The 20935-nt window shown below is 61.5% G+C and carries 21 protein-coding genes and 1 tRNA gene; 11 read left to right on the top strand and 11 right to left on the bottom strand.

What is annotated here, in order from left to right:
- Window positions 1–243 precede the first annotated feature (243 nt).
- Together glnL and ntrC are read left to right on the top strand one after the other, a co-directional pair.
- Window positions 244–1329, top strand: a complete 1086-nt coding sequence (gene glnL / locus C4J89_RS01805) for a nitrogen regulation protein NR(II) (RefSeq protein ID WP_005783937.1) — start codon at window positions 244–246, stop codon at window positions 1327–1329.
- Window positions 1326–2762, top strand: a complete 1437-nt coding sequence (gene ntrC / locus C4J89_RS01800; protein WP_003218003.1) for a nitrogen regulation protein NR(I) — start codon at window positions 1326–1328, stop codon at window positions 2760–2762. Before glnL ends, ntrC begins: the two co-directional genes overlap by 4 nt.
- Window positions 2763–3212: 450 nt before the next feature.
- Here ntrC and C4J89_RS01790 read toward each other — a convergent pair whose 3' ends face one another.
- Complete coding sequence (locus C4J89_RS01790) at window positions 3213–3653, bottom strand: hypothetical protein (RefSeq protein ID WP_124360864.1); 441 nt, start codon at window positions 3651–3653, stop codon at window positions 3213–3215.
- Between C4J89_RS01790 and C4J89_RS01785 the strand changes: the two genes are divergently transcribed.
- Window positions 3652–4107: a tRNA (cytidine(34)-2'-O)-methyltransferase gene (locus C4J89_RS01785; protein ID WP_003171120.1), complete on the top strand. Its 456-nt coding sequence runs from the start codon at window positions 3652–3654 to the stop codon at window positions 4105–4107. The two genes, C4J89_RS01790 and C4J89_RS01785, sit on opposite strands and share 2 nt — an antisense overlap.
- A 120-nt stretch (window positions 4108–4227) precedes the next feature.
- On the opposite strand, the gene secB is transcribed toward C4J89_RS01785, so the two are convergent.
- From secB to C4J89_RS01770, 3 genes are read right to left on the bottom strand one after another with little or no spacing between them, the layout of a single operon-like run.
- Window positions 4228–4707, bottom strand: a complete 480-nt coding sequence (gene secB, locus C4J89_RS01780) for a protein-export chaperone SecB (RefSeq protein WP_012721755.1) — start codon at window positions 4705–4707, stop codon at window positions 4228–4230.
- 34 nt (window positions 4708–4741) lie between these two features.
- Window positions 4742–4996 carry a glutaredoxin 3 gene (grxC, locus tag C4J89_RS01775; protein ID WP_124365491.1) on the bottom strand — a complete coding sequence of 85 codons (255 nt, stop codon included), beginning with the start codon at window positions 4994–4996 and terminating at the stop codon, window positions 4742–4744.
- Between the two features lies 1 nt (window position 4997).
- Window positions 4998–5411, bottom strand: a complete 414-nt coding sequence (locus tag C4J89_RS01770; protein WP_124360862.1) for a rhodanese-like domain-containing protein — start codon at window positions 5409–5411, stop codon at window positions 4998–5000.
- A 151-nt stretch (window positions 5412–5562) separates the two neighbouring features.
- Here C4J89_RS01770 and gpmI point away from each other — a divergent pair, with 151 nt between their 5' ends.
- The 4 genes from gpmI (at window position 5563) to C4J89_RS01745 (ending at window position 10765) form a co-directional block, all read left to right on the top strand.
- Complete coding sequence (gpmI, locus tag C4J89_RS01765; RefSeq protein WP_124413591.1) at window positions 5563–7089, top strand: 2,3-bisphosphoglycerate-independent phosphoglycerate mutase; 1527 nt, start codon at window positions 5563–5565, stop codon at window positions 7087–7089.
- A 258-nt stretch (window positions 7090–7347) separates the two neighbouring features.
- A complete protein-coding gene (locus C4J89_RS01755; protein WP_124413589.1) occupies window positions 7348–8643 on the top strand; it encodes a murein hydrolase activator EnvC in 1296 nt (431 codons plus the stop codon).
- Between the two features lie 30 nt (window positions 8644–8673).
- Entirely contained in the window at window positions 8674–9990 is a 1317-nt protein-coding gene (locus C4J89_RS01750) for a S41 family peptidase (RefSeq protein WP_124413588.1), read from the top strand.
- A 1-nt stretch (window position 9991) separates the two neighbouring features.
- Complete coding sequence (locus C4J89_RS01745; RefSeq protein ID WP_124413587.1) at window positions 9992–10765, top strand: divergent polysaccharide deacetylase family protein; 774 nt, start codon at window positions 9992–9994, stop codon at window positions 10763–10765.
- A gap of 166 nt (window positions 10766–10931) precedes the next feature.
- Here the strand turns inward: C4J89_RS01745 and C4J89_RS01740 are convergent, their stop codons facing one another.
- The 7 genes from C4J89_RS01740 to C4J89_RS01710 form a co-directional block, all read right to left on the bottom strand.
- Window positions 10932–11687 carry an ABC transporter substrate-binding protein gene (locus C4J89_RS01740; RefSeq protein WP_124413586.1) on the bottom strand — a complete coding sequence of 252 codons (756 nt, stop codon included), beginning with the start codon at window positions 11685–11687 and terminating at the stop codon, window positions 10932–10934.
- Between the two features lie 63 nt (window positions 11688–11750).
- On the bottom strand, window positions 11751–12521 hold the full coding sequence (hisF, locus tag C4J89_RS01735) for an imidazole glycerol phosphate synthase subunit HisF (protein WP_003171107.1): 771 nt from the start codon (window positions 12519–12521) through the stop codon (window positions 11751–11753).
- An 83-nt stretch (window positions 12522–12604) separates the two neighbouring features.
- A complete protein-coding gene (hisA, locus tag C4J89_RS01730) occupies window positions 12605–13354 on the bottom strand; it encodes a 1-(5-phosphoribosyl)-5-[(5-phosphoribosylamino)methylideneamino]imidazole-4-carboxamide isomerase (protein ID WP_124413585.1) in 750 nt (249 codons plus the stop codon).
- Window positions 13355–13444: 90 nt separating this feature from the next.
- Window positions 13445–13705, bottom strand: coding sequence for a DUF2164 domain-containing protein (locus C4J89_RS01725; protein ID WP_122305409.1), 261 nt, complete (start codon window positions 13703–13705; stop codon window positions 13445–13447).
- Window positions 13706–14344: an imidazole glycerol phosphate synthase subunit HisH gene (gene hisH, locus C4J89_RS01720; RefSeq protein WP_124413584.1), complete on the bottom strand. Its 639-nt coding sequence runs from the start codon at window positions 14342–14344 to the stop codon at window positions 13706–13708.
- Window positions 14344–14937: an imidazoleglycerol-phosphate dehydratase HisB gene (gene hisB, locus C4J89_RS01715; protein WP_003237513.1), complete on the bottom strand. Its 594-nt coding sequence runs from the start codon at window positions 14935–14937 to the stop codon at window positions 14344–14346. Before hisB ends, hisH begins: the two co-directional genes overlap by 1 nt.
- A 279-nt stretch (window positions 14938–15216) precedes the next feature.
- Complete coding sequence (locus C4J89_RS01710; RefSeq protein WP_124360854.1) at window positions 15217–16878, bottom strand: OFA family MFS transporter; 1662 nt, start codon at window positions 16876–16878, stop codon at window positions 15217–15219.
- Window positions 16879–17202: 324 nt separating this feature from the next.
- Here C4J89_RS01710 and C4J89_RS01705 point away from each other — a divergent pair, with 324 nt between their 5' ends.
- The 4 genes from C4J89_RS01705 to C4J89_RS01690 all read left to right on the top strand — a co-directional run bounded on the left by C4J89_RS01705 (window position 17203) and on the right by C4J89_RS01690 (window position 20931).
- A complete protein-coding gene (locus C4J89_RS01705; protein WP_124413583.1) occupies window positions 17203–19419 on the top strand; it encodes an AsmA family protein in 2217 nt (738 codons plus the stop codon).
- On the top strand, window positions 19416–20483 hold the full coding sequence (mutY, locus tag C4J89_RS01700; protein ID WP_124360852.1) for an A/G-specific adenine glycosylase: 1068 nt from the start codon (window positions 19416–19418) through the stop codon (window positions 20481–20483). The genes C4J89_RS01705 and mutY overlap by 4 nt, the downstream gene beginning before the upstream one ends.
- Window positions 20480–20752 (top strand): oxidative damage protection protein, encoded by a 273-nt coding sequence (locus tag C4J89_RS01695; protein WP_124360851.1) that lies wholly within the window; start codon window positions 20480–20482, stop codon window positions 20750–20752. The genes mutY and C4J89_RS01695 overlap by 4 nt, the downstream gene beginning before the upstream one ends.
- 103 nt (window positions 20753–20855) lie before the next feature.
- A tRNA-Phe gene (locus tag C4J89_RS01690) sits at window positions 20856–20931 on the top strand.
- The last annotated feature ends 4 nt before the right edge of the window (window positions 20932–20935 follow it).

Below are 20935 nucleotides of genomic sequence, written 5' to 3'. Positions count from 1 at the left end.
CAGCTTCCTGAACAGACTTTCTCAAAGCGCACTATATTGGTGCGATAGGTTGCACCCATCCCAGCGATCCAGCCCATTTTGGTTCGATTATTCCCGAACAAGCTGGCGGAACGCCACAGTTTCGCGCCTGAACCCCTTATTTCAGGGCTTTAACGCTTCTTTTCGGAGCCTTGGTTTGGTTTTTGCATTTTCCTTGTATCAGCGTGTGCCTCAAGCCTGCGCCTTGCTCCAAAAGAGGTCCTGATGACCATCAGTGATGCACTGCACCGTTTGTTACTCGACAACCTGACCACTGCGACCATCCTGCTCAACGCCGACCTGCGTCTTGAGTACATGAACCCGGCGGCGGAGATGCTCCTGGCTATCAGCGGCCAGCGCAGCCATGGGCAGTTCATCAGCGAATTGTTCACCGAGTCGGCCGAAGCCCTGAGCTCGTTGCGCCAGGCCGTGGAGCAGGCACACCCGTTCACCAAGCGTGAAGCGATGCTCACCGCCCTCACTGGCCAGACCTTGACCGTCGACTACGCAGTGACGCCGATCCTGAGCAATGGCGCGACCCTGCTGCTGCTCGAAGTGCACCCCCGCGATCGCCTGCTGCGCATCACCAAGGAGGAGGCGCAGCTGTCCAAGCAGGAAACCAGCAAGATGCTGGTACGCGGCCTGGCCCACGAGATCAAGAACCCGCTGGGCGGCATTCGCGGCGCGGCACAGTTGCTGGCCCGCGAGCTGCCGGAGGAGCATCTCAAGGACTACACCAACGTCATCATTGAAGAGGCCGACCGCTTGCGCAACCTGGTGGACCGCATGCTCGGCTCCAACAAGCTGCCGTCGCTGGCGATGACCAACGTGCACGAAGTGCTGGAGCGCGTCTGCCAACTGGTCGAGGCCGAAAGCCAGGGCTGCATCACCCTGGTGCGCGACTACGACCCCAGCATCCCCGATGTCTTGATCGACCGTGAGCAGATGATCCAGGCGGTGCTCAATATCGTGCGCAACGCCATGCAGGCCATCAGCAGCCAGAACGAGTTGCGCCTGGGCCGCATCAGCCTGCGCACCCGCGCCCTGCGCCAGTTCACCATTGGCCATGTGCGCCATCGCCTGGTGACCAAGGTCGAAATCATCGACAACGGCCCGGGCATTCCTGCGGAGCTGCAGGAAACCATTTTCTTCCCCATGGTCAGTGGCCGCCCGGACGGTACCGGGCTGGGCCTGGCCATTACCCAGAACATCATCAGCCAGCATCAGGGCCTGATCGAATGTGAGAGCCATCCCGGCCACACCACGTTCTCGATCTTCCTGCCATTGGAACAAGGAGCCCCCACGACATGAGCCGTAGTGAAACTGTCTGGATCGTCGATGACGACCGTTCTATCCGCTGGGTCCTGGAGAAAGCCTTGCAACAGGAAGGCATGACCACCCAGAGCTTCGACAGCGCCGACGGTGTAATGAGCCGCCTGGCTCGCCAGCAGCCGGATGTGATCATCTCCGATATCCGCATGCCCGGCGCCAGCGGCCTGGACCTGCTGGCGCGGATTCGCGAACAGCATCCGCGCCTGCCGGTGATCATCATGACGGCGCACTCGGACCTGGACAGCGCTGTCGCGTCGTATCAGGGCGGCGCCTTCGAGTACCTGCCCAAGCCGTTCGATGTGGATGAGGCGGTGGCGCTGGTCAAGCGCGCCAACCAGCACGCCCAGGAACAGCAGAACCAGGAAGCCCCGCCGGCCCTGACGCGCACGCCGGAAATCATCGGCGAAGCGCCGGCGATGCAGGAAGTGTTTCGCGCCATCGGGCGCTTGAGCCACTCCAACATCACCGTGCTGATCAACGGCGAGTCGGGTACCGGTAAAGAGCTGGTCGCCCACGCGCTGCACCGTCACAGCCCTCGGGCGGCGTCGCCGTTTATCGCGTTGAATATGGCGGCTATCCCGAAAGACTTGATGGAGTCCGAGCTGTTCGGCCATGAAAAAGGCGCGTTCACCGGCGCGGCCAACCTGCGGCGCGGGCGCTTTGAGCAAGCGGACGGCGGCACCCTGTTCCTCGATGAAATCGGCGACATGCCAGCCGATACCCAGACCCGCCTGCTGCGGGTGCTGGCCGATGGTGAGTTCTATCGCGTCGGCGGGCATACGCCAGTCAAGGTGGATGTACGCATCATCGCGGCGACCCACCAGAACCTGGAAACCCTGGTACACGCCGGCAAATTCCGCGAGGACTTGTTCCATCGCCTCAACGTGATCCGCATCCACATCCCGCGCATGTCAGACCGCCGCGAAGACATTCCCACCCTCGCCCGTCACTTCCTCAGCCGCGCCGCCCAGGAGCTGGCCGTCGAGCCGAAACTGCTCAAGAGCGAGACCGAGGAATACCTGAAGAACCTGCCATGGCCCGGCAACGTACGCCAGCTGGAGAACACTTGCCGCTGGATCACGGTGATGGCCTCTGGGCGCGAAGTGCATATCAGCGACCTGCCGCCGGAACTGCTGAGCCTGCCGCAGGATTCGGCACCAGTCACCAACTGGGAACAGGCACTGCGCCAATGGGCCGACCAGGCCCTTGCACGCGGCCAGTCGAACCTGCTGGACAGCGCCGTGCCGGCGTTCGAGCGGATCATGATCGAGACCGCACTGAAGCACACCGCTGGCCGCCGTCGCGATGCCGCCGTGCTGCTGGGTTGGGGGCGTAATACCCTGACGCGCAAGATCAAGGAGCTGGGGATGAAGGTCGACGGCGGTGACGACGACGAAGGTGACGAGGGCTGATCACCGCTCTCTGATCCACTGAAGATCCAATGTGGGAGGGGGCTTGCTCCCGATAGCAGTGGTTCAGTCACAACATCTGTGTCTGATCTACCGCTATCGGGAGCAAGCCCCCTCCCACATTTGGATCTTCATAAGGCTCATAGTCATGCACTGATTCAATGCACCATGAACCGGCATCGGGCATGGAGCCGGCACCCGAAAGATTGCTACGACTGAAAAACTCTCCAAAGCTGAAACCACCAAAGCCCCGAATTCCGGGGCTTTGCGCTTTCTTGCAAGTTTTTATGGCGCCAATTGCAAACTCTGGCACGCCCCCTGCAATAACCCCTGTATTACCCAGTTTCGGGGACCTTGGTACAGGCAGGCCGAGAATCCCCTCTTTAACACCGAAGCCCTAGGCTTCACCCCGTTTTGGGAGCCCTGGTACAGGCAGGCCGGGAACTCCCTCTTTTATTGCTCGTGGAGATGGATCTCCAGCCGCCAGCGGTCATCGACCTCTTCGCCCTTCCACTCCCCGCGTAATGGCCGAGCCGCCACCAGGTTCAGCAGCAAGCCGCTGTCGGTCTTGCGCACGCGCCAGTTCACATCCTTGTCATTGACCTTGAGTTGCCCACTGGCGGCATTGCCCTGTGCGTCGAACAGCAGCGCCACGGTGCCGTCGATATGCTCGCCGTGCAGCTTGGGTTCGCTGTTGAACCACACCACCAAACCGTCCGCCGCAGCTTCCACCTGTTGCAGCTCGACCGGGTCCGCAGTGGTCAAGCGACCAATCATCAAGCCAATCATCAAGCCGACAATCGCCAGTGAGCCGAGCACCCGTGGCAATAGCTTCGGCCTCGGGTCGTCTTCGGGGGTAGAATGCAGCGCATCTTTACCTTCGGAGCCGTGCATGTTTCACGTCATCCTTTTTCAACCAGAAATTCCGCCGAATACCGGCAACGTTATCAGGCTGTGCGCCAACAGTGGCTGCCACCTGCATTTGATCGAGCCGCTGGGCTTCGACATGGACGATAAACGCCTGCGCCGCGCCGGGCTGGATTACCACGAGTACGCCACCCTCAAGCGCCACGCCGACCTGGCAAGCTGCCTGGAGAGCCTGGGCCACCCGCGCTTGTTCGCGTTTACCACCAAGGGCTCGCGGCCGTTTCATGATGCCAGCTTCGCCGAGGGCGACGCGTTTCTGTTCGGCCCGGAGAGCCGGGGCCTGCCGGCCGAAGTGCTCGACGCCCTGCCCGACGGCCATCGCCTGCGCTTGCCGATGCGCGAAGGCTGCCGCAGCCTGAACCTGTCGAACACCGTCGCCGTGGCGGTCTATGAAGGCTGGCGCCAACTCGGCTTCAAGTAACACCGCATAGCAAATGTGGGAGGGGGCTTGCCCCCGATAGCGGTATATCAGCCAGCATATCTGTAGCTGACCCACCGCCATCGGGAGCAAGCCCCCTCCCACATTTTTTACCGCATCGACTTATTGAACCGTCGACGAACCTTCCTGTTGCATGCGCTGCAGCTCTTGAGCGTACAGGGCGTCGAAGTTCACCGGTGCCAGCATCAGCGCCGGGAACGAGCCACGGGTGACCAGGCTGTCCAGGGTCTCACGGGCGTACGGGAACAGGATATTCGGGCAGAACGCGCCCAGGGTGTGGCTCATGGACGCTTCGTCCAGGCCCTGGATCAGGAAGATACCGGCCTGCTGCACTTCAGCGATGAAGGCCACTTCTTCGCCGTTCTTGACGGTGACCGACAGGGTCAGCACGACTTCGTGGAAGTCACCTTCCAGGGCTTTTTGACGGGTGTTCAGGTCCAGCGCAACGCTTGGGGTCCACTCCTGGCGGAAGATGGCCGGGCTTTTCGGTGCTTCGAACGACAGGTCACGCACATAGATGCGCTGCAGCGAAAACTGTGGGCCTTGGGCTTCTGCTGCTTCGGTGTTCTGTTGATCAGTCATCGCAGATCCTTCTCTATCTTGGGGCTTTTAGGGGTTAGGCGGACAGCAGCGCATCAAGTTTACCGGCGCGCTCAAGGGCAAACAGGTCGTCGCAGCCACCGATGTGCCGGGTGCCGATCCAGATCTGCGGGACCGACGTGCGCCCTGCCTTCTGGGCCATTTCGGCGCGCACCTGGGGCTTGCCATCGACTTTTATCTCTTCGAAGGCAACGCCCTTCTTACCCAGCAAAGCCTTGGCTCGCACGCAATAAGGGCAATAATCGCTGGAATACACGACAACCTGGCTCATATCACTTCACCAGCGGCAGGTTATCGGCCTTCCAGCTGCCGATACCGCCGGACAGTTTGGCGGCGGTGAAGCCGGCCTTGAGCATTTCGCGAGCGTGAGTGCCGGAATGCTGGCCCTGGGCGTCGACCAGAATGATGGTCTTGGCCTTGTGCTTTTCCAGCTCGCCCAGGCGCGCCATCAGCTTGTCCTGGGGAATGTTCAGGGCGCCGACGATATGGCCGGCGGCGAAATCCTTGGCCGGGCGGATATCCACGACAACCGCTTCATCCTTGTTGACCAGCGCGGTCAGCTCCGACGTGCTCAGGCTGCGGCCACCACGGCTCAATTCGTGAGCGATCAGCAGCGCCAGCAGGATGACGAAGGCACCCACGAGCAGATAGTGGGCAGTGGCAAATGCAATCAGGTGATCAACCATCAAGGAGGTTCCAGGGCGTTAAAATGGCGGTAAGTATACACAGCCGCCAGGGGCGGCCAACCCCCGTAAAGCGGTGACGCGGTTGGAACTTCGCTTTAAACTGCCACTCCCTTTTCCATTGCCTTCCTTTATTACCGCCGCGAGAGGATCTATGACTACCACGCCTAAACCTTTGGTCCTGATTATTCTCGATGGCTTCGGACACAGTGAAAGCCACCACGACAACGCTGTGTACGCAGCGAACAAGCCCGTGCTGGACCGCCTCACCGCCACCGTACCCAACGGCCTGATCTCCGGTTCCGGCATGGACGTGGGCCTGCCGGACGGCCAGATGGGCAACTCGGAAGTCGGCCACATGAATCTCGGCGCCGGACGAGTGGTCTATCAGGACTTCACCCGTGTGACCAAAGCGATCCGCGATGGCGAGTTCTTCGAGAACCCGACCATCTGCGCTGCGGTGGATAAAGCCGTCGCCGCCGGCAAGGCCGTGCACTTCATGGGCCTGCTGTCCGATGGCGGCGTGCACAGCCATCAGGACCACCTGGTGGCCATGGCTGAACTGGCCTTCAAGCGCGGCGCCGACAAAATCTACCTGCACGCCTTCCTCGATGGCCGCGACACCCCGCCCAAAAGCGCGCAGTCGTCCATCGAACTGCTCGACACCACCTTCGCCGCCCTGGGCAAGGGCCGTATCGCCAGCATCGTGGGCCGCTACTTCGCCATGGACCGCGACAACCGCTGGGACCGCGTGGCCCAAGCCTACAACCTGATCGTCGACGGCCAGGCCGAATTCAACGCCGCTACCGCCCAACAAGGCCTGGAAGCCGCCTACGCGCGTGGCGAGAGCGATGAATTCGTCAAGGCCACCACCATCGGCGAGCCGGTGAAGGTCGAAGACGGCGACGCCATGGTGTTCATGAACTTCCGCGCCGACCGTGCCCGTGAGCTGAGCCATGTGTTTGTCGACGACGGCTTCAAAGACTTCGAACGCGCGCGCCAGCCGAACGTCGAGTTCGTCATGCTGACCCAATACGCTGCCAATATTCCGGCCCCCTCGGCATTCGCGCCGGGCAGCCTGGAAAACGTGCTGGGCGACTACCTGGCGAAAAACGGCAAGACGCAACTGCGCATTGCCGAAACCGAAAAATATGCCCACGTGACCTTCTTCTTCTCCGGCGGACGTGAAGAACCGTTCCCGGGCGAGGAGCGCATCCTCATCCCTTCGCCCAAAGTCGCCACCTACGACCTGCAACCAGAAATGAGCGCACCGGAAGTCACCGACAAGATCGTCGACGCCATCGAGCATCAGCGTTACGACGTGATCGTGGTCAACTATGCCAACGGCGACATGGTCGGTCACAGCGGCAACCTGGAAGCGGCGGTCAAGGCCGTGGAATGCCTGGACCTGTGCGTCGGTCGCATTGTCGATGCCCTGGACAAGGTCGGTGGCGAAGCGCTGATCACGGCGGACCACGGCAACTGCGAGCAGATGTCCGATGAATCCACCGGCCAGGCCCACACCGCCCACACCACCGAACCGGTGCCGTTCATCTACGTCGGCAAGCGCAATTTCAACGTGCGTGACGGCGGCGTACTGGCGGATGTGGCGCCGACCATGCTGATGTTGATGGGGCTGGAGAAGCCGAAAGAGATGACTGGGACCTCGATCCTGGTCTAATCCAAAACACACCACAAAACAGTGTGGGAGGGGGCTTGCCCCCGATAGCAGTGGCTCAGCCAGCACCTATTTAGCTGACCCACCGCAATCGGGGGCAAGCCCCCTCCCACATTAGCTTTGCAGCGTTTGGTAGATATCTTTTTGCCATACCACCGCCACTCGGCACCTATCTTGCCCGCCAGCCCCAATTGGGCGTTTTTTTTGCAGCGCTTGGCGGGCATACTAGGCCGTCCCTTTCCCCTGGTGTCGCCCGCCTCTATGCTTCGCGCCTTGATTACCCTTGCTCTTGTCTGCCTGCTCCAACCGGCATTTGCCGATGAGCGCGCACAAACCCAACAACAGTTGGACGCTACGCGTCAGGACATTACCGAGCTGAAAAAACTGCTCGGCAAGCTCCAGGAAGAGAAATCCGGCGTGCAGAAAGACCTGCGCGGCACGGAAACCGAAATGGGCAAGCTGGAGAAGCAGGTCCAGGAGCTGCAAAAAGAATTAAAGAAGAGCGAGTCGGAACTGGAGCGACTCGACGCTGAGAAAAAAAAACTCCAGAGCGCACGCGTTGAGCAGCAACGCCTGATCGCGATCCAGGCCCGCGCCGCCTACCAGAGCGGCCGCCAGGAATACCTCAAGCTGCTGCTCAACCAGCAGAACCCGGAAAAATTCGCCCGCACCCTCACCTATTACGATTACGTGAGCCAGGCGCGCCTGGCGCAATTGAAGAGCTTCAACGAAACCCTGCGCCAGTTGGCCAATGTCGAGCAGGAGATCAACGATCAGCAGGCACAGCTGCTCGACCAGAAAACCGCACTCGACACCCAGCGCAACGAACTCGATAAAGTCCGCAAGGAACGCCAGCAAGCCCTGGCCAAGCTCAACGACGACGTGAAAGCCCGCGACGCCAAGCTGCAAGCGCGCGAGCAAGACCAGGCCGATTTGGCCAAAGTGCTCAAGACTATCGAAGAAACTCTGGCCCGCCAGGCGCGCGAGGCCGAAGAGGCGCGGCAGAAGGCGTTGATCGCGCAGCAGGAAGCCGAAAAAAAGCGCCAGCGTGAGGCCGAACTGGCGGCCACTAGCGATGCGCCGGCTCCACGCAAGTCGGCACATGCAGCGCCTGGCCCATTGGTTTCCAGCAGTGGCGAGTCGTTCGGCGGGCCTTTTGCTTCAGCTCGCGGAAAACTTCCATGGCCCGTTGATGGTCGACTATTGGCACGCTTCGGGGAAACCCGTGGCGATGACACCCGCGCCAAGTGGGATGGGGTGATGATCAGCGCCTCTGCCGGCAGCCAGGTCCACGCCGTCCACGGCGGGCGCGTGGTGTTCGCCGATTGGCTGCGCGGGGCCGGTTTGCTGGTGATTCTTGACCACGGTAATGGCTATTTGAGCCTTTATGGCCACAATCAGACGTTACTCAAGTCGGCAGGTGATGTGGTAAAAGCCGGTGAATCCATCTCCACTGTCGGTAACAGTGGTGGCCAGGACACGCCGGCGCTGTACTTCGCTATTCGTCAGCAGGGTCGCCCGAGCGATCCCGCACAATGGTGCCGATCCCAAGGATAGGGTCGCATCTACATTAGGAGCTCGTTCGACATGCTGCATTTGTCCCGCCTCACTTCGCTGGCCCTGACGATCGCCCTGGTGATCGGCGCGCCTCTGGCTTTCGCCGACCAGGCCGCACCGGCTGCGCCCGCCGCTATGGCCGCGAGCACCAAGGCGCCGTTGCCGCTGGACGAGCTGCGTACCTTTGCCGAGGTCATGGACCGGATCAAGGCAGCCTATGTCGAACCCGTAGACGACAAGACCCTGCTGGAAAATGCCATCAAGGGCATGCTCAGCAACCTCGACCCGCATTCCGCCTACCTGGGCCCGGAAGATTTCGCCGAACTGCAGGAAAGCACCAGCGGTGAGTTCGGTGGCCTGGGCATCGAAGTGGGCTCCGAAGACGGCCAGATCAAAGTGGTCTCGCCCATCGACGACACCCCTGCGTCCAAGGCCGGCATCCAGGCCGGTGACCTGATCGTCAAGATCAACGGCCAGCCGACCCGCGGCCAATCCATGACCGAAGCCGTCGACAAGATGCGCGGCAAGCTCGGCCAGAAAATCACCCTGACCCTGGTGCGCGACGGCGGCAACCCGTTCGACGTGACCCTGGCCCGCGCGACCATCACGGTCAAGAGCGTGAAGAGCCAGTTGCTGGAGTCGGGCTACGGTTACATCCGCATCACCCAGTTCCAGGTCAAGACCGGCGACGAAGTGGCCAAGGCCCTGGCCAAGCTGCGCAAGGACAACGGCAAGAAGCTCAACGGCATCGTGCTCGACCTGCGCAACAACCCAGGCGGCGTGTTGCAGTCGGCGGTGGAAGTGGTCGATCACTTCATCACCAAGGGCCTGATCGTTTACACCAAGGGCCGTATCGCCAATTCCGAGCTGCGCTTCTCGGCCACCGGCAACGACCTCAGCGAGAACGTGCCGCTGGCCGTGCTGATCAACGGCGGCAGCGCCTCGGCATCGGAGATCGTCGCCGGCGCCCTGCAAGACCAGAAGCGCGGCGTGCTGATGGGCACCACCAGCTTCGGTAAAGGTTCGGTGCAAACGGTGCTGCCGCTCAATAACGAACGTGCGCTGAAGATCACCACGGCGCTGTACTACACACCCAATGGTCGCTCGATCCAGGCCCAGGGCATCGTGCCGGACATCGAAGTGCGCAGGGCCAAGATCACCAACGAGATCGACAGCGAGTACTACAAGGAAGCCGATCTGCAAGGCCACCTGGGCAATGGCAACGGCGGGGCCGACCAGCCGACCGGCAGCGGCGCCAAAGCCAAGCCGATGCCGCAGGACGACGATTACCAGTTGGCCCAGGCGCTGAGCCTGCTCAAGGGCCTGAGCATCACGCGCAGCCGTTGATATGCGTGTTGCACTGATTATCGCCGTGCTGTGCAGCCTGGCCGGATTCGCCCAAGCGACGCCGGCCGGCGAGCCGCACAAAGCCTACCTGACCCTGATCATCGACGACCTGGGGCAAAACCTGCCCAGGGATCGTCGCGTGCTGGCCCTGCCTGGGCCGGTCACCACCGCGATCATGCCCGACACCCCTCACGCCGCCGAATTCGCCCGCGAAGCCCACAAGGCCGGCAAGATTGTCATCCTGCACATGCCCATGGACCCGGCCACCGGGCCGTTTGCCTGGCACCCCGAGCTGTCGATCGAAGAGCTGGGCAAGCGCCTGGACGCGGCGTTCAAGGCGGTGCCCTACACCGCCGGCATCAATAACCATATGGGCAGCCGCATGACCGCGCAGCCGGCGGCGATGGCGTGGTTGATGGGCGAGCTGCAGCGGCGCCACAAGTTCTTTGTGGACAGCCGTACCAGCGCACAAACGGTGGCTGCGGCTGAGGCGCAGAAAATCGGTTTGGCGCATGTTTCGCGGGATGTGTTCCTGGATGACGAACGCACCGAGGCGGCGATTACCACGCAGTTGCAAACCGCAATCAAGCTGGCGCACAAGCAGGGCTCGGCGGTGATGATCGGGCATCCTTACCCTCAGACCCTGGCGGTCCTGGAGCGCGAGCTGCCCAAGCTCAAGGCCCAGGGCGTGGAGTGGATTGATATCAAGTTGATGATCAGCGTGCGCAGTAACCGGGCGATGGCCGGGCACGGCAAAGACGGCATTTACCGCTAAATGAAGGCTGCGAAGATCCAATGTGGGAGGGGGCTTGCTCCCGATGCGGTGGGCCAGCCCCTAATGTATTGACTGACACTCCGCCATCGGGAGCAAGCCCCCTCCCACATTTTTGACCGCGTTTATTCTGCTGATTCCCCTGCGCTGCACATGGGAACTGCAACCTTTAGAGGTAACGCGCCATGATTTCGTCTACTCGACCGCTCTTGCGTAATTCATCCAGCGCGGCCTGAAGCCTGGCCACCAATTCATCCGGCACCTCCTTGTTCAACGCCAAGTAAAGCTGCGCACTGTTGAAGCGCAGTACGGTCTTGAGCCCGTTCACCCCCACCTGCCGCGCCAGGTAACGGCCAGCAGGATCGCCGGTGGCCCACAGGTCTATCTGGCCCTCCATGAGCTTTTGCGCATTATCCTGGTCACGCAAGGCGACAATCGGCTTGAGCCCCTGCTTGTCCAGGCTCTGGGCAATGGCATCGCCCTTGTAGGCGCCAATCCTGTAGCGGCGCGCCTGCTCAAGGCCGTCGAGCTGGATCTTGCTGTCAGCCTTGGCCAGCAGCACCCAGTCGTCCGGGCCGATCGGGCCGACCCACTTGAACAGCGCTTCACGGTCCGGCAAACGCGCCATGACGAACACGCCATAGCCAGGTTTTTCCAGGGCGAGTTTGTAGATTCGCTCCCAAGGAAACCGCAACGTGAGATTGTAGGAAATGCCGGCGCGCTTGAAGGTTTCACGCACAATGTCCACGGCGATGCCTTCGATGTTCTCGTCCTTGGCGAAATTCTTGCCGTTTTTCGCCATGTTGTAGGGCGGGAAATTTTCCGTCAGCAACACCAGGGAGGCGTCAGACGATTCTTCGGCGTGTGCCGTAGCCACCATGAGCATGGAGAAACTGGCGAGGGCGAGCAGCAGGTGTTTGAACATGAAGGCTACCGGAATCCATGGCAAGCGCAGAGAGTGCCGCGAGCCTGCCATGGTGTCCAGCGTTTAGCGAACGACGATACCGCGCGCGGCCATGTAGGCCTTGGCCTCGGGGACCGTGTATTCGCCGAAGTGGAAAATACTCGCCGCCAGCACCGCGCTGGCGTGGCCTTCAATGACGCCATCGGCCAGGTGCTGCAGGTTGCCGACCCCGCCGGAAGCGATCACCGGGATGCCCAGCGCGTCGCTGATGGCGCGCGTCACGCCCAGGTCGAAGCCGTTTTTCATGCCGTCCTGGTCCATGCTGGTCAGCAGGATTTCACCCGCGCCCAGGCCTTCCATTTTCATCGCCCATTCCACCGCGTCCAAACCGGTGGGCTTGCGCCCGCCATGGGTGAAGATCTCCCAACGCGGGGTTTCGCCAGGGCCGGAGACTTTCTTGGCGTCGATGGCAACCACGATGCACTGCGAGCCGAAGTGCTGCGCGGCCTCGCCAACGAATTCCGGGTTGAACACCGCGGCGGTATTGATCGAGACCTTGTCCGCGCCGGCATTGAGCAGGTTGCGGATGTCCTGCACGGTGCGCACGCCGCCGCCCACGGTCAGCGGGATAAACACCTGGCTGGCCATGCGCTCGACGGTGTGCAAGGTGGTGTCGCGGCCGTCGACGCTGGCGGTGATGTCGAGAAAGGTAATTTCGTCGGCACCTTGCTCATCGTAGCGACGGGCGATTTCCACCGGGTCGCCGGCATCCCGGATGTTCTCGAACTTGACGCCCTTGACCACGCGACCGTTGTCGACGTCCAGGCAAGGGATGATGCGTTTGGCCAGCGCCATAGGCTTATCTCCGATAAGAGTTGCAAGCTTTGAGCTGCAAGCGGCAAGTAGAAGCGGATCTGCTTTTACTTGCCGCTTGTAGCTTACGACTTGGAGCTGGCCGCGTAGCCATCACAAAAAGCTTGAGCTTCGGACACATCCAGCGTGCCCTCGTAGATCGCGCGGCCGGTGATGGCGCCGATGATGCCAGGCGCCTTGGCGTCCAGCAGCGACTTGATATCGCCCAGGTTGTGGATACCACCGGACGCAATCACCGGAATCTTCGTCGCCGCCGCCAGCGCTGCGGTGAACGGCACGTTGCAGCCTTGCATCATGCCGTCTTTGGCGATGTCGGTATAAACGATGGCGGACACGCCGTCGGCTTCGAACTGCCTGGCCAGGTCGATCACTTGCACGGTGCTGATCTGCGCCCAGCCGTCGGTGGCGACGAAGCCGTCTTTGGCGTCCAGGCCCACGATCACTTTGCCTGGGAAGGCGCGGCAGGCTTCGGCAACGAAGGCCGGGTCTTTCACGGCCTTGGTGCCGATGATTACGTAGCTCACGCCGGCCTTGACGTAGTGCTCGATGGTTTCCAGGGAACGGATGCCACCGCCGATCTGGATCGGCAGGTTCGGGTAGCGCCTGGCGATGGCGGTAACCACCTCGCCATTGACCGGCTGGCCTTCGAAGGCGCCGTTCAAGTCCACCAGATGCAGACGACGGCAGCCCCCTTCCACCCATTTGGCAGCCATGCTCACCGGGTCATCGGAGAACACGGTGGAATCTTCCATGCGGCCTTGGCGCAGACGTACGCAGGCGCCGTCCTTGAGATCGATAGCGGGGATAATGAGCATGCTTTTCCTTCGTCAAAGAGCTGCAAGCTGCAAGCTATAAGCTGCAAGCAAGCACGCGTATCAATTCTTGCAGCTTGGGGCTTGACGCTCTCAGCTGCTCTTTTCAAGCGACCACAAGTCGCTTTCGATGCTTTCGAACCTTTCTTTAAGGAGCGTCTGCGTATCGAAAATCGCCCTGTTGTAATAGTGCGGCGCCACTTCGGTGGTGAACAGCTCAAGAATCTCGGCGACCTCGAACGAGCCCAGCTTGAGCTCGAAGCGGTCCTCCATGAAGCGCTTGATCTTGTCGGTAGCCTCACGCTCCTGCTCGGGCGTGAGGTTCAAGATCGGCGGCTTGGGCTTCTTGGCCATTTACCAGCGACCGTCCCACGCGGCAAAGTTCTGCAGCAATTGCAGGCCATGGGTATGGCTCTTCTCCGGGTGGAACTGCACGGCAAAGCGCGAACCGTCGGCCAGCGCGGCGGCGAAGTCGACGCCGTAGTGCCCGCCACCCACCACCTGCTCCGGTTTACCGGCGGCGATGTAGTAGCTGTGCACGAAGTAGAAGCGCGCCATGTCCGGCACTTCGTGCCACAGCGGGTGATCCACGCTCTGGCTCACTTCGTTCCAGCCCATGTGCGGGACTTTCAGGTGGGCGCCGTCTTCATGCAGGCCCTTGCCAAAGAACTTCACCTGGCCTGGGAACAGGCCGATGCAGTCAACGCCATCGTTCTCTTCACTGCTGTCGAGCAAGGCTTGCATACCCACGCAAATGCCGAGGAACGGGCGGTCCTGGCTGACTTCACGCACCAGGCTGTCAAAACCCAGACGACGGATCTCGGCCATGCAGTCGCGAATCGCGCCCACGCCGGGGAACACCACGCGGTCGGCTTCGCGAATCACGCTGGCATCGCTGGTGATCAGCACCTTGCCGGCCCCTACGTGCTCGAGGGCCTTGGCCACCGAGTGCAGGTTACCCATGCCGTAATCGATAACCGCGACCGTCTGCATTACAAAACGCCCTTGGTCGACGGCATTTGCCCGGCCATGCGGTCATCGAGCTCGACGGCCATGCGCAGCGCGCGGCCAAAGGCCTTGAACACGGTTTCGATCTGGTGGTGGGTGTTGGTGCCGCGCAGGTTGTCGATGTGCAGGCTGACGAGTGCGTGGTTGACGAAACCTTGGAAGAATTCCTGGAACAGGTCGACATCAAAGCCGCCCACGGTGGCGCGGGTGTAGGGCACGTGCATCTGCAGGCCTGGGCGGCCGGAGAAGTCGATGACTACGCGCGACAGCGCTTCATCCAGCGGGACATAGGCGTGGCCGTAGCGACGAATGCCTTTTTTGTCGCCGATGGCCTTGGCAAATGCCTGGCCGAGGGTGATGCCTACGTCTTCCACCGTGTGGTGGTCGTCGATATGCAGGTCGCCCTTGCTGACGATATCCAGGTCGATCAGCCCGTGACGGGCGATCTGGTCCAGCATGTGCTCAAGAAAAGGGACACCGATATCAAATCGGGCCTTTCCGGTGCCATCCAGGTTGATCGAGGCTTTGATCTGGGTTTCCAGAGTGTCGCGCTCGACGGACGCCATACGTTCGACCATCACCAGCTCCGCAAATCATTGGGCGAAAAAGGCAGCCATTATAGGGGCGCGGGCGCTAAACAGAAACATCGGAGGGGATAAGACTGACGAGTTGATCAAAGCGCCCCAGCATGGTGCGCGAAGATCATTCCCACGCTCTGCGTGGGAATGCCGCCTGGGACGCTCCGCGTCCCGCCAACGGGTGTAAGACTCAGAGCCTGCGCGCTGGTAACGCGGAGCGTCACGGGATGCATTCCCACGCGAAGCGCGGGAACGATCAGGCACAAAGGTTTTGCAGTGTTAGTGGAACAGTACAGCCGTCTTCTGCAGGGTCACCCACACACCCCACGCCAGCGGAATGCCCACCACCAGCCAGGCGGCGATCGCCATGGGCACGGTGCCGGGAGCCGCTTTCCACTCCAGGGAAGTGCTGGCATCAGCACCTTTGTCATGGCCCAGCGCCTGTTCGGCGGCAAGTTCGGCGTCGGTCATGAAGTACTTGTCAGCGACCGGACGCACCAGCAGGTTGCAGATAAAGCCCAGCACCAGAAGGCCAGCGAGGATGTACAAGGTGATGTCGTAGGCCGCAGCGCGCTCGACGCCGATGCTCAGCTGATATTCACGCAGGTAGTTCACCAACACCGGGCCCAGCACGCCGGCCGCAGCCCAGGCGGTCAACAGGCGACCATGGATCGCGCCGACCATTTGCGTACCGAACAGGTCGGCCAGGTAAGCCGGCACCGTCGCAAAACCACCGCCGTACATCGACAGGATGATGCAGAACGCCGCCACGAACAGCGCCACGTTGCCCAGGTGCCCCAGGTTCGGGATCAGCGCGTACAGGGCAAAGCCCAGGGCGAAGAACACGAAGTAGGTGTTTTTACGGCCCAGGTAGTCGGAGAACGACGCCCAGAAGAACCGGCCACCGATGTTGAACAGGCTCAACAACCCGGTGAAGCCTGCCGCGATGGCTGCAATCGACGCCAGTTGCCCGGCATCCAGCTGACCAAACGGCACATCCACACCCAGCAGCTTGCCGCCGAACACTTCCTGCAGCAGTGGCGACGCCATGCCGAGGATGCCGATACCGGCCGACACGTTCAGGCACAGCACCAGCCATACCAGACGGAATTGCGGGGTTTTCCACGCCACGTTCACATGTACATGACGGTGAGTGATCATCGCGTTGCTGGCTTTTTTCGCCGGCGCGGTCCAGCCCTCAGGCTTCCAGCCGGTCGGCGGCACGCGATACGAGAGTGCGCCGCCGATCATGAACACGAAGTAAATCGCAGCCATCACCAAAAAGCTCTGCCATACGCCCACGCTGGTCGGCGAAGCGAAGTGGCCCATCAGTGCTGCGGCCAGCGGTGCACCGACCATCGCGCCGCCACCGAAGCCCATGATCGCCATGCCGGTGGCCATGCCGCGCTTGTCCGGGAACCACTTGATCAGGGTCGATACCGGCGAGATATAGCCCAGGCCCAGGCCGATACCGCCAATGACCCCGGAACCGATCCACATCAGCCAGATCTGGTGGGTATAGATACCCAAGGCCGAGATCAGCAGGCCACCACACCAGCACAGTGCCGATACGACACCGGCCTTGCGTGGCCCGGCATGTTCCAGCCAGCCGCCCCAGATTGCTGCCGAGCAGCCCAGGAAGATGAAGAACAGGGTGTAGATCCAGCCCAGCATGGAGATGGGCCAGTCGCATTGGGACGAAAAGACTTGGGCGATGAAGCCCATGTCCGGCGCACAGGCGACCGGCGCAGTGATACCCAGCGCCTTGGACAGCGGCAACCAGAACACCGAGAAACCGTAGGCCATGCCGATGCACAGGTGAATGGCCAGGGCGGCCGGCGGAACCAGCCAGCGGTTGAAGCCGGGCTTGGCGATAATGCGCTCCTTGGACAGGAACGCAGGCTGTGCGGCGTTGATATCGGCCGCAGTGCTAGTGCTCATTGGTGTTTCCCCCAGTTATTGGTATGCGTCCGTCAGGCGCTCTCCCCCTCGGCCTTGCACGCAAAGCGTGACCGTTTTTTTGGGTGAAACTCCATTTTGGCGCGACGATAGGTCGCAGAAGGCGCACGAACGCGCAGAGATTAGCACTTGCAGGCGCGAGAAAAACCAAAGTGACATCACTTTTTTCAGCAAATCGGTTTTTTTTGACGCCAGAATCTTGTTTCGGCGGTCGTAGATACAATGTAACGATCCACGAACTGATGCAGGCCGTCGGGCGTTATACTCTGCGGCTAAATTTTGAAATCGACATACAAGGACTCGCCCATGAAAGCGTTCGGCAAAATCCTGGGTCTGGTATTTCTCGGGCTGTTGCTGATCATTGTGGCTCTCGGCTTTGCCCTGACCCACCTCTTCGATCCCAACGACTACAAAGAAGAAATTCGCCAGATTGCCCGCGACAAAGCCCACATCGAGCTGACGCTCAATGGCGACATCGGCTGGAGCCTGTTCCCCTGGCTGGGCCTGGAGCTGCACGAAGCCGGGGTGGCGACCCTGACCAACCCGACCCAACCGTTCGCCGACCTGCAGATGCTCGGCCTGTCGGTACGCGTGCTGCCGCTGCTGCGCCGCGAAGTGCAGATGAGCGATGTGCGCGTAGAAGGCCTGAACCTGCGCCTCAACCGCGACAAGAACGGCCACGGCAACTGGGAAGACATCGGCAAGAACCTGCCCGATGAACCCACGGGTACCCCCGCTCCCGCGCCGGTCGAGCCGGTTGCTGAAACCAAGCCGGAAAAACCGCCGCAGCCGATCCGCCTGGACATCGACAGCCTGACCATCAACAACGCCCGCGTTGAATACAACGATGAACAGACTGGCAAGCAGTTCAGCGCCGAAAGCATCCAGCTCAGTGCCGGCGCGATCCACGAAGGCGCCAACATCCCGCTGAAACTCACCGCGTTCCTGGGCAGCAACCAACCGGTCATGCGGCTCAAGACCGAGCTGAACGGCAATCTACGCATCCAACGCGCCCTCAAGCGCTACCAGTTCGAAGACATGCGCCTGAGTGGCGAAGCTACCGGCGAGCCCCTGCAAGGCAAGACCCTGACCTTCTCCACCCAGGGCCAGGTGCTGGTGGACCTGGCGGCCAACTTCGCCGAATGGACCAACCTGAAACTCTCGGCCAACCAACTGCGCGCCTTGGGCGAACTGCGGGTCAATGACCTGGACAAAACCCCGCAGGTCAGCGGCGCGTTGTCGGTCGCCCAGTTCGACCTGGCCAAGTTTCTGGAAAGCGTCGGCCACCCGCTGCCGGCCATGGCGCCGGATAGCCTGAGCAAAGTCGAACTGGTCAGCCGCCTCCAAGGCACCCCGACCAGCGTTGCGCTGGAAGACCTCAACCTGAAACTCGACGGCAGCACCTTCACCGGTCGCGTCGCCGTGGATGATTTCGCCAAACAGTCCCTGCGCGTGCAACTCAAGGGCGATACCTTCAACGCCGACAATTACCTGCCGGCCAAATCCGAAGCCGCCAAAGGCGCCACCGCCGCACGCCAGGCCGAAGTGCAGAGCAGCGAAGCCGGGGCGATGGCCGCCGGCGGTAGCACTCCGCTACCGGAAGCACCGACCAAGGGCGCCTGGAGCAGTGACAAACTGCTGCCGCTGACCCGCCTGCGCAGCCTGGATGTGAACGCAGACCTCGCCTTTGGTCAGCTGACCTTGAGCCAGTTGCCAATCCAGAATGCAGTATTGAAAGCCTCCGGCATCGACGGCCAGCTCAAGCTCGACAGCCTCAGCGGCGGCCTCTACAACGGTACATTCCAGGCCAACGGCAGCCTCGACGTGCGCCAGGACATCCCGCTGCTGGCGCTGCAAAGCCATATCAAGCAGGTGCCCGTCGAACGCATCCTGCAGGCCCAGGGGAAAACCCCGCCGGTCAAAGGCCTGATCACCCTCGACAGCAACCTGAGTGGTCGAGGCAACAGCCAGAAGGCCCTGATCGACAGCCTCAACGGTACCGCCAACGTCGTGATCAACAACGGTGTGTTGCTCAACGCCAACATCGAGCAGCAACTGTGTACCGGTATCGCCCTGCTCAACCGCAAGACCCTGAGCACCACGCCACAAGGCAAGGACACGCCCTTCCAGGAACTGCGCGGCAACCTGACGTTCCGCAATGGCGTGGCCAGTAACCCTGACCTGAAGGTGCGCATTCCAGGGCTGACGCTCAACGGCGATGGCGATGTCGACCTGCGCGTGCTGGGCATGGACTACCGCGTGGGCATCATCGTCGAAGGCGATCAGCGCGACGTGCCGGACCCGGCCTGCCAGGTCGGCGCCAACTTCCAGGGCATCGAAGTGCCGCTGCGTTGCCGTGGCCCGCTGGAACTGGGCGCCAAGGCCTGCCGCCTGGACAAGGACGGGCTTGGCCAGGTCGCCATCAAGGCGGCGGGCAACCGTCTTAACGAGAAGCTCGAAGAGAAGCTCGACAAAGTGAATCCAAAGCTCAAAGACGCACTGAAAGGCTTGTTCAACCGATGAGAAACGAGCAGTTTTCAGCGGCGGTACTCGACTGGTACGACCGCCATGGTCGCCACGACCTGCCCTGGCAACAAGGCATCACGCCTTACCGGGTGTGGGTGTCGGAAATCATGCTGCAACAGACTCAGGTCAGCACCGTGCTCAATTACTTCGACCGGTTCATGGCGTCCCTGCCGACGGTCGAAGCCCTGGCCGCCGCGCCGGAAGACGAAGTGCTGCACCTGTGGACCGGCCTGGGCTACTACACCCGGGCGCGTAACCTGCAAAAAACCGCAAAGATCGTGGTAGCCGACTACGGTGGCGAGTTTCCCAGGGATGTCGAAAAGCTCACCGAGCTGCCCGGCATCGGCCTGTCCACCGCCGGAGCGATCGCCAGCCTGAGCATGGGCCTGCGCGCGCCGATCCTCGACGGCAACGTAAAACGCGTGCTGGCACGCTTTACCGCGCAAGAGGGCTACCCAGGCGAACCCAAGGTCGCCAAACAGCTGTGGGCCACCGCAGAGCGCTTCACGCCCCATGACCGCGTCAACGCCTACACCCAGGCGATGATGGACATGGGCGCAACACTTTGTACCCGCAGCAAACCCAGCTGCCTGCTGTGCCCGCTGGAAAAAGGCTGCGAAGCGCACATGCTCGGCCTGGAAACGCGCTACCCGATCCCCAAGCCACGCAAGACCATCCCGCAGAAACGCACACTGATGCCGATGCTGGCCAATGCCGAAGGCGCGATCCTGCTTTACCGTCGCCCCTCCACGGGACTGTGGGGGGGGTTGTGGAGCCTGCCGGAGCTGGACGACCTGGAAGACCTCGATCATCTGGCCAACCAGCACGCACTGGCATTGGGCAAGCACCAGGAACTGCCGGGGCTGATCCACACCTTCAGCCACTTCCAGCTGGCCATCGAACCCTGGCTGGTCCAGGTCGAGGAAAGCGCCCATCACGTGGCCGAGGCCGACTGGCTCTGGTATAACCTCGCCACCCCGCCGCGCCTGGGCCTTGCCGCCCCGGTAAAAAAACTGCTGAAGCGCGCGGCTGAAGTATTGAACGCAGGAGAGTCGTCATGACCCGCACCATCATGTGCCGCAAGTACAAAGAAGAACTGCCCGCACTCGAACGCGCCCCTTTTCCGGGTGCCAAGGGCCAGGACATCTACGACCACGTCTCCGCCAAAGCCTGGGGCGACTGGCAAAAACACCAGACCCTGCTCATCAACGAAAAACGCTTGAACATGATGAATGCCGAAGACCGCAAATACCTGCAGGGCGAAATGGACAAGTTCTTTTCCGGCGAGGAATACGCCCAAGCCGAAGGCTACGTTCCGCCTGCTCAATAATTGATCAAAAACCGGGGTCGGCACGTAAGCGACGGTAATAATTAAATATTTTTTGAAAACTTGCTTGACGACCCCCTGAAAAACCCGTTTAATGCGCCCCGTTGCCCAGATAGCTCAGTCGGTAGAGCAGGGGATTGAAAATCCCCGTGTCGGCGGTTCGATTCCGTCTCTGGGCACCAAAAT

This window comes from Pseudomonas sp. R4-35-07 (genome assembly GCF_003852235.1).
In the GTDB taxonomy this organism is placed as follows: domain Bacteria; phylum Pseudomonadota; class Gammaproteobacteria; order Pseudomonadales; family Pseudomonadaceae; genus Aquipseudomonas.
Note: the sequence above shows the minus strand (reverse complement) of the source record. Positions and strands in the feature narration are given on the sequence as shown.

Bases quoted from the DNA above. Each gene is read 5' to 3' on its own strand.
- C4J89_RS01755 (WP_124413589.1), top strand. From the start codon at position 7,348: ATGCTTCGCGCCTTGATTACCCTTGCTCTTGTCTGCCTGCTCCAACCG.
- C4J89_RS01740 (WP_124413586.1), bottom strand. From the start codon at position 11,687: ATGTTCAAACACCTGCTGCTCGCCCTCGCCAGTTTCTCCATGCTCATG.
- C4J89_RS01745 (WP_124413587.1), top strand. From the start codon at position 9,992: ATGCGTGTTGCACTGATTATCGCCGTGCTGTGCAGCCTGGCCGGATTC.
- C4J89_RS01710 (WP_124360854.1), bottom strand. From the start codon at position 16,878: ATGAGCACTAGCACTGCGGCCGATATCAACGCCGCACAGCCTGCGTTC.
- mutY (WP_124360852.1), top strand. From the start codon at position 19,416: ATGAGAAACGAGCAGTTTTCAGCGGCGGTACTCGACTGGTACGACCGC.
- C4J89_RS01705 (WP_124413583.1), top strand. From the start codon at position 17,203: ATGAAAGCGTTCGGCAAAATCCTGGGTCTGGTATTTCTCGGGCTGTTG.
- secB (WP_012721755.1), bottom strand. From the start codon at position 4,707: ATGACTGATCAACAGAACACCGAAGCAGCAGAAGCCCAAGGCCCACAG.
- gpmI (WP_124413591.1), top strand. From the start codon at position 5,563: ATGACTACCACGCCTAAACCTTTGGTCCTGATTATTCTCGATGGCTTC.
- C4J89_RS01785 (WP_003171120.1), top strand. From the start codon at position 3,652: ATGTTTCACGTCATCCTTTTTCAACCAGAAATTCCGCCGAATACCGGC.
- glnL (WP_005783937.1), top strand. From the start codon at position 244: ATGACCATCAGTGATGCACTGCACCGTTTGTTACTCGACAACCTGACC.
- ntrC (WP_003218003.1), top strand. From the start codon at position 1,326: ATGAGCCGTAGTGAAACTGTCTGGATCGTCGATGACGACCGTTCTATC.
- C4J89_RS01695 (WP_124360851.1), top strand. From the start codon at position 20,480: ATGACCCGCACCATCATGTGCCGCAAGTACAAAGAAGAACTGCCCGCA.
- hisF (WP_003171107.1), bottom strand. From the start codon at position 12,521: ATGGCGCTGGCCAAACGCATCATCCCTTGCCTGGACGTCGACAACGGT.
- hisB (WP_003237513.1), bottom strand. From the start codon at position 14,937: ATGGTCGAACGTATGGCGTCCGTCGAGCGCGACACTCTGGAAACCCAG.
- hisH (WP_124413584.1), bottom strand. From the start codon at position 14,344: ATGCAGACGGTCGCGGTTATCGATTACGGCATGGGTAACCTGCACTCG.
- C4J89_RS01790 (WP_124360864.1), bottom strand. From the start codon at position 3,653: ATGCACGGCTCCGAAGGTAAAGATGCGCTGCATTCTACCCCCGAAGAC.
- C4J89_RS01725 (WP_122305409.1), bottom strand. From the start codon at position 13,705: ATGGCCAAGAAGCCCAAGCCGCCGATCTTGAACCTCACGCCCGAGCAG.
- C4J89_RS01750 (WP_124413588.1), top strand. From the start codon at position 8,674: ATGCTGCATTTGTCCCGCCTCACTTCGCTGGCCCTGACGATCGCCCTG.
- hisA (WP_124413585.1), bottom strand. From the start codon at position 13,354: ATGCTCATTATCCCCGCTATCGATCTCAAGGACGGCGCCTGCGTACGT.
- C4J89_RS01770 (WP_124360862.1), bottom strand. From the start codon at position 5,411: ATGGTTGATCACCTGATTGCATTTGCCACTGCCCACTATCTGCTCGTG.
- grxC (WP_124365491.1), bottom strand. From the start codon at position 4,996: ATGAGCCAGGTTGTCGTGTATTCCAGCGATTATTGCCCTTATTGCGTG.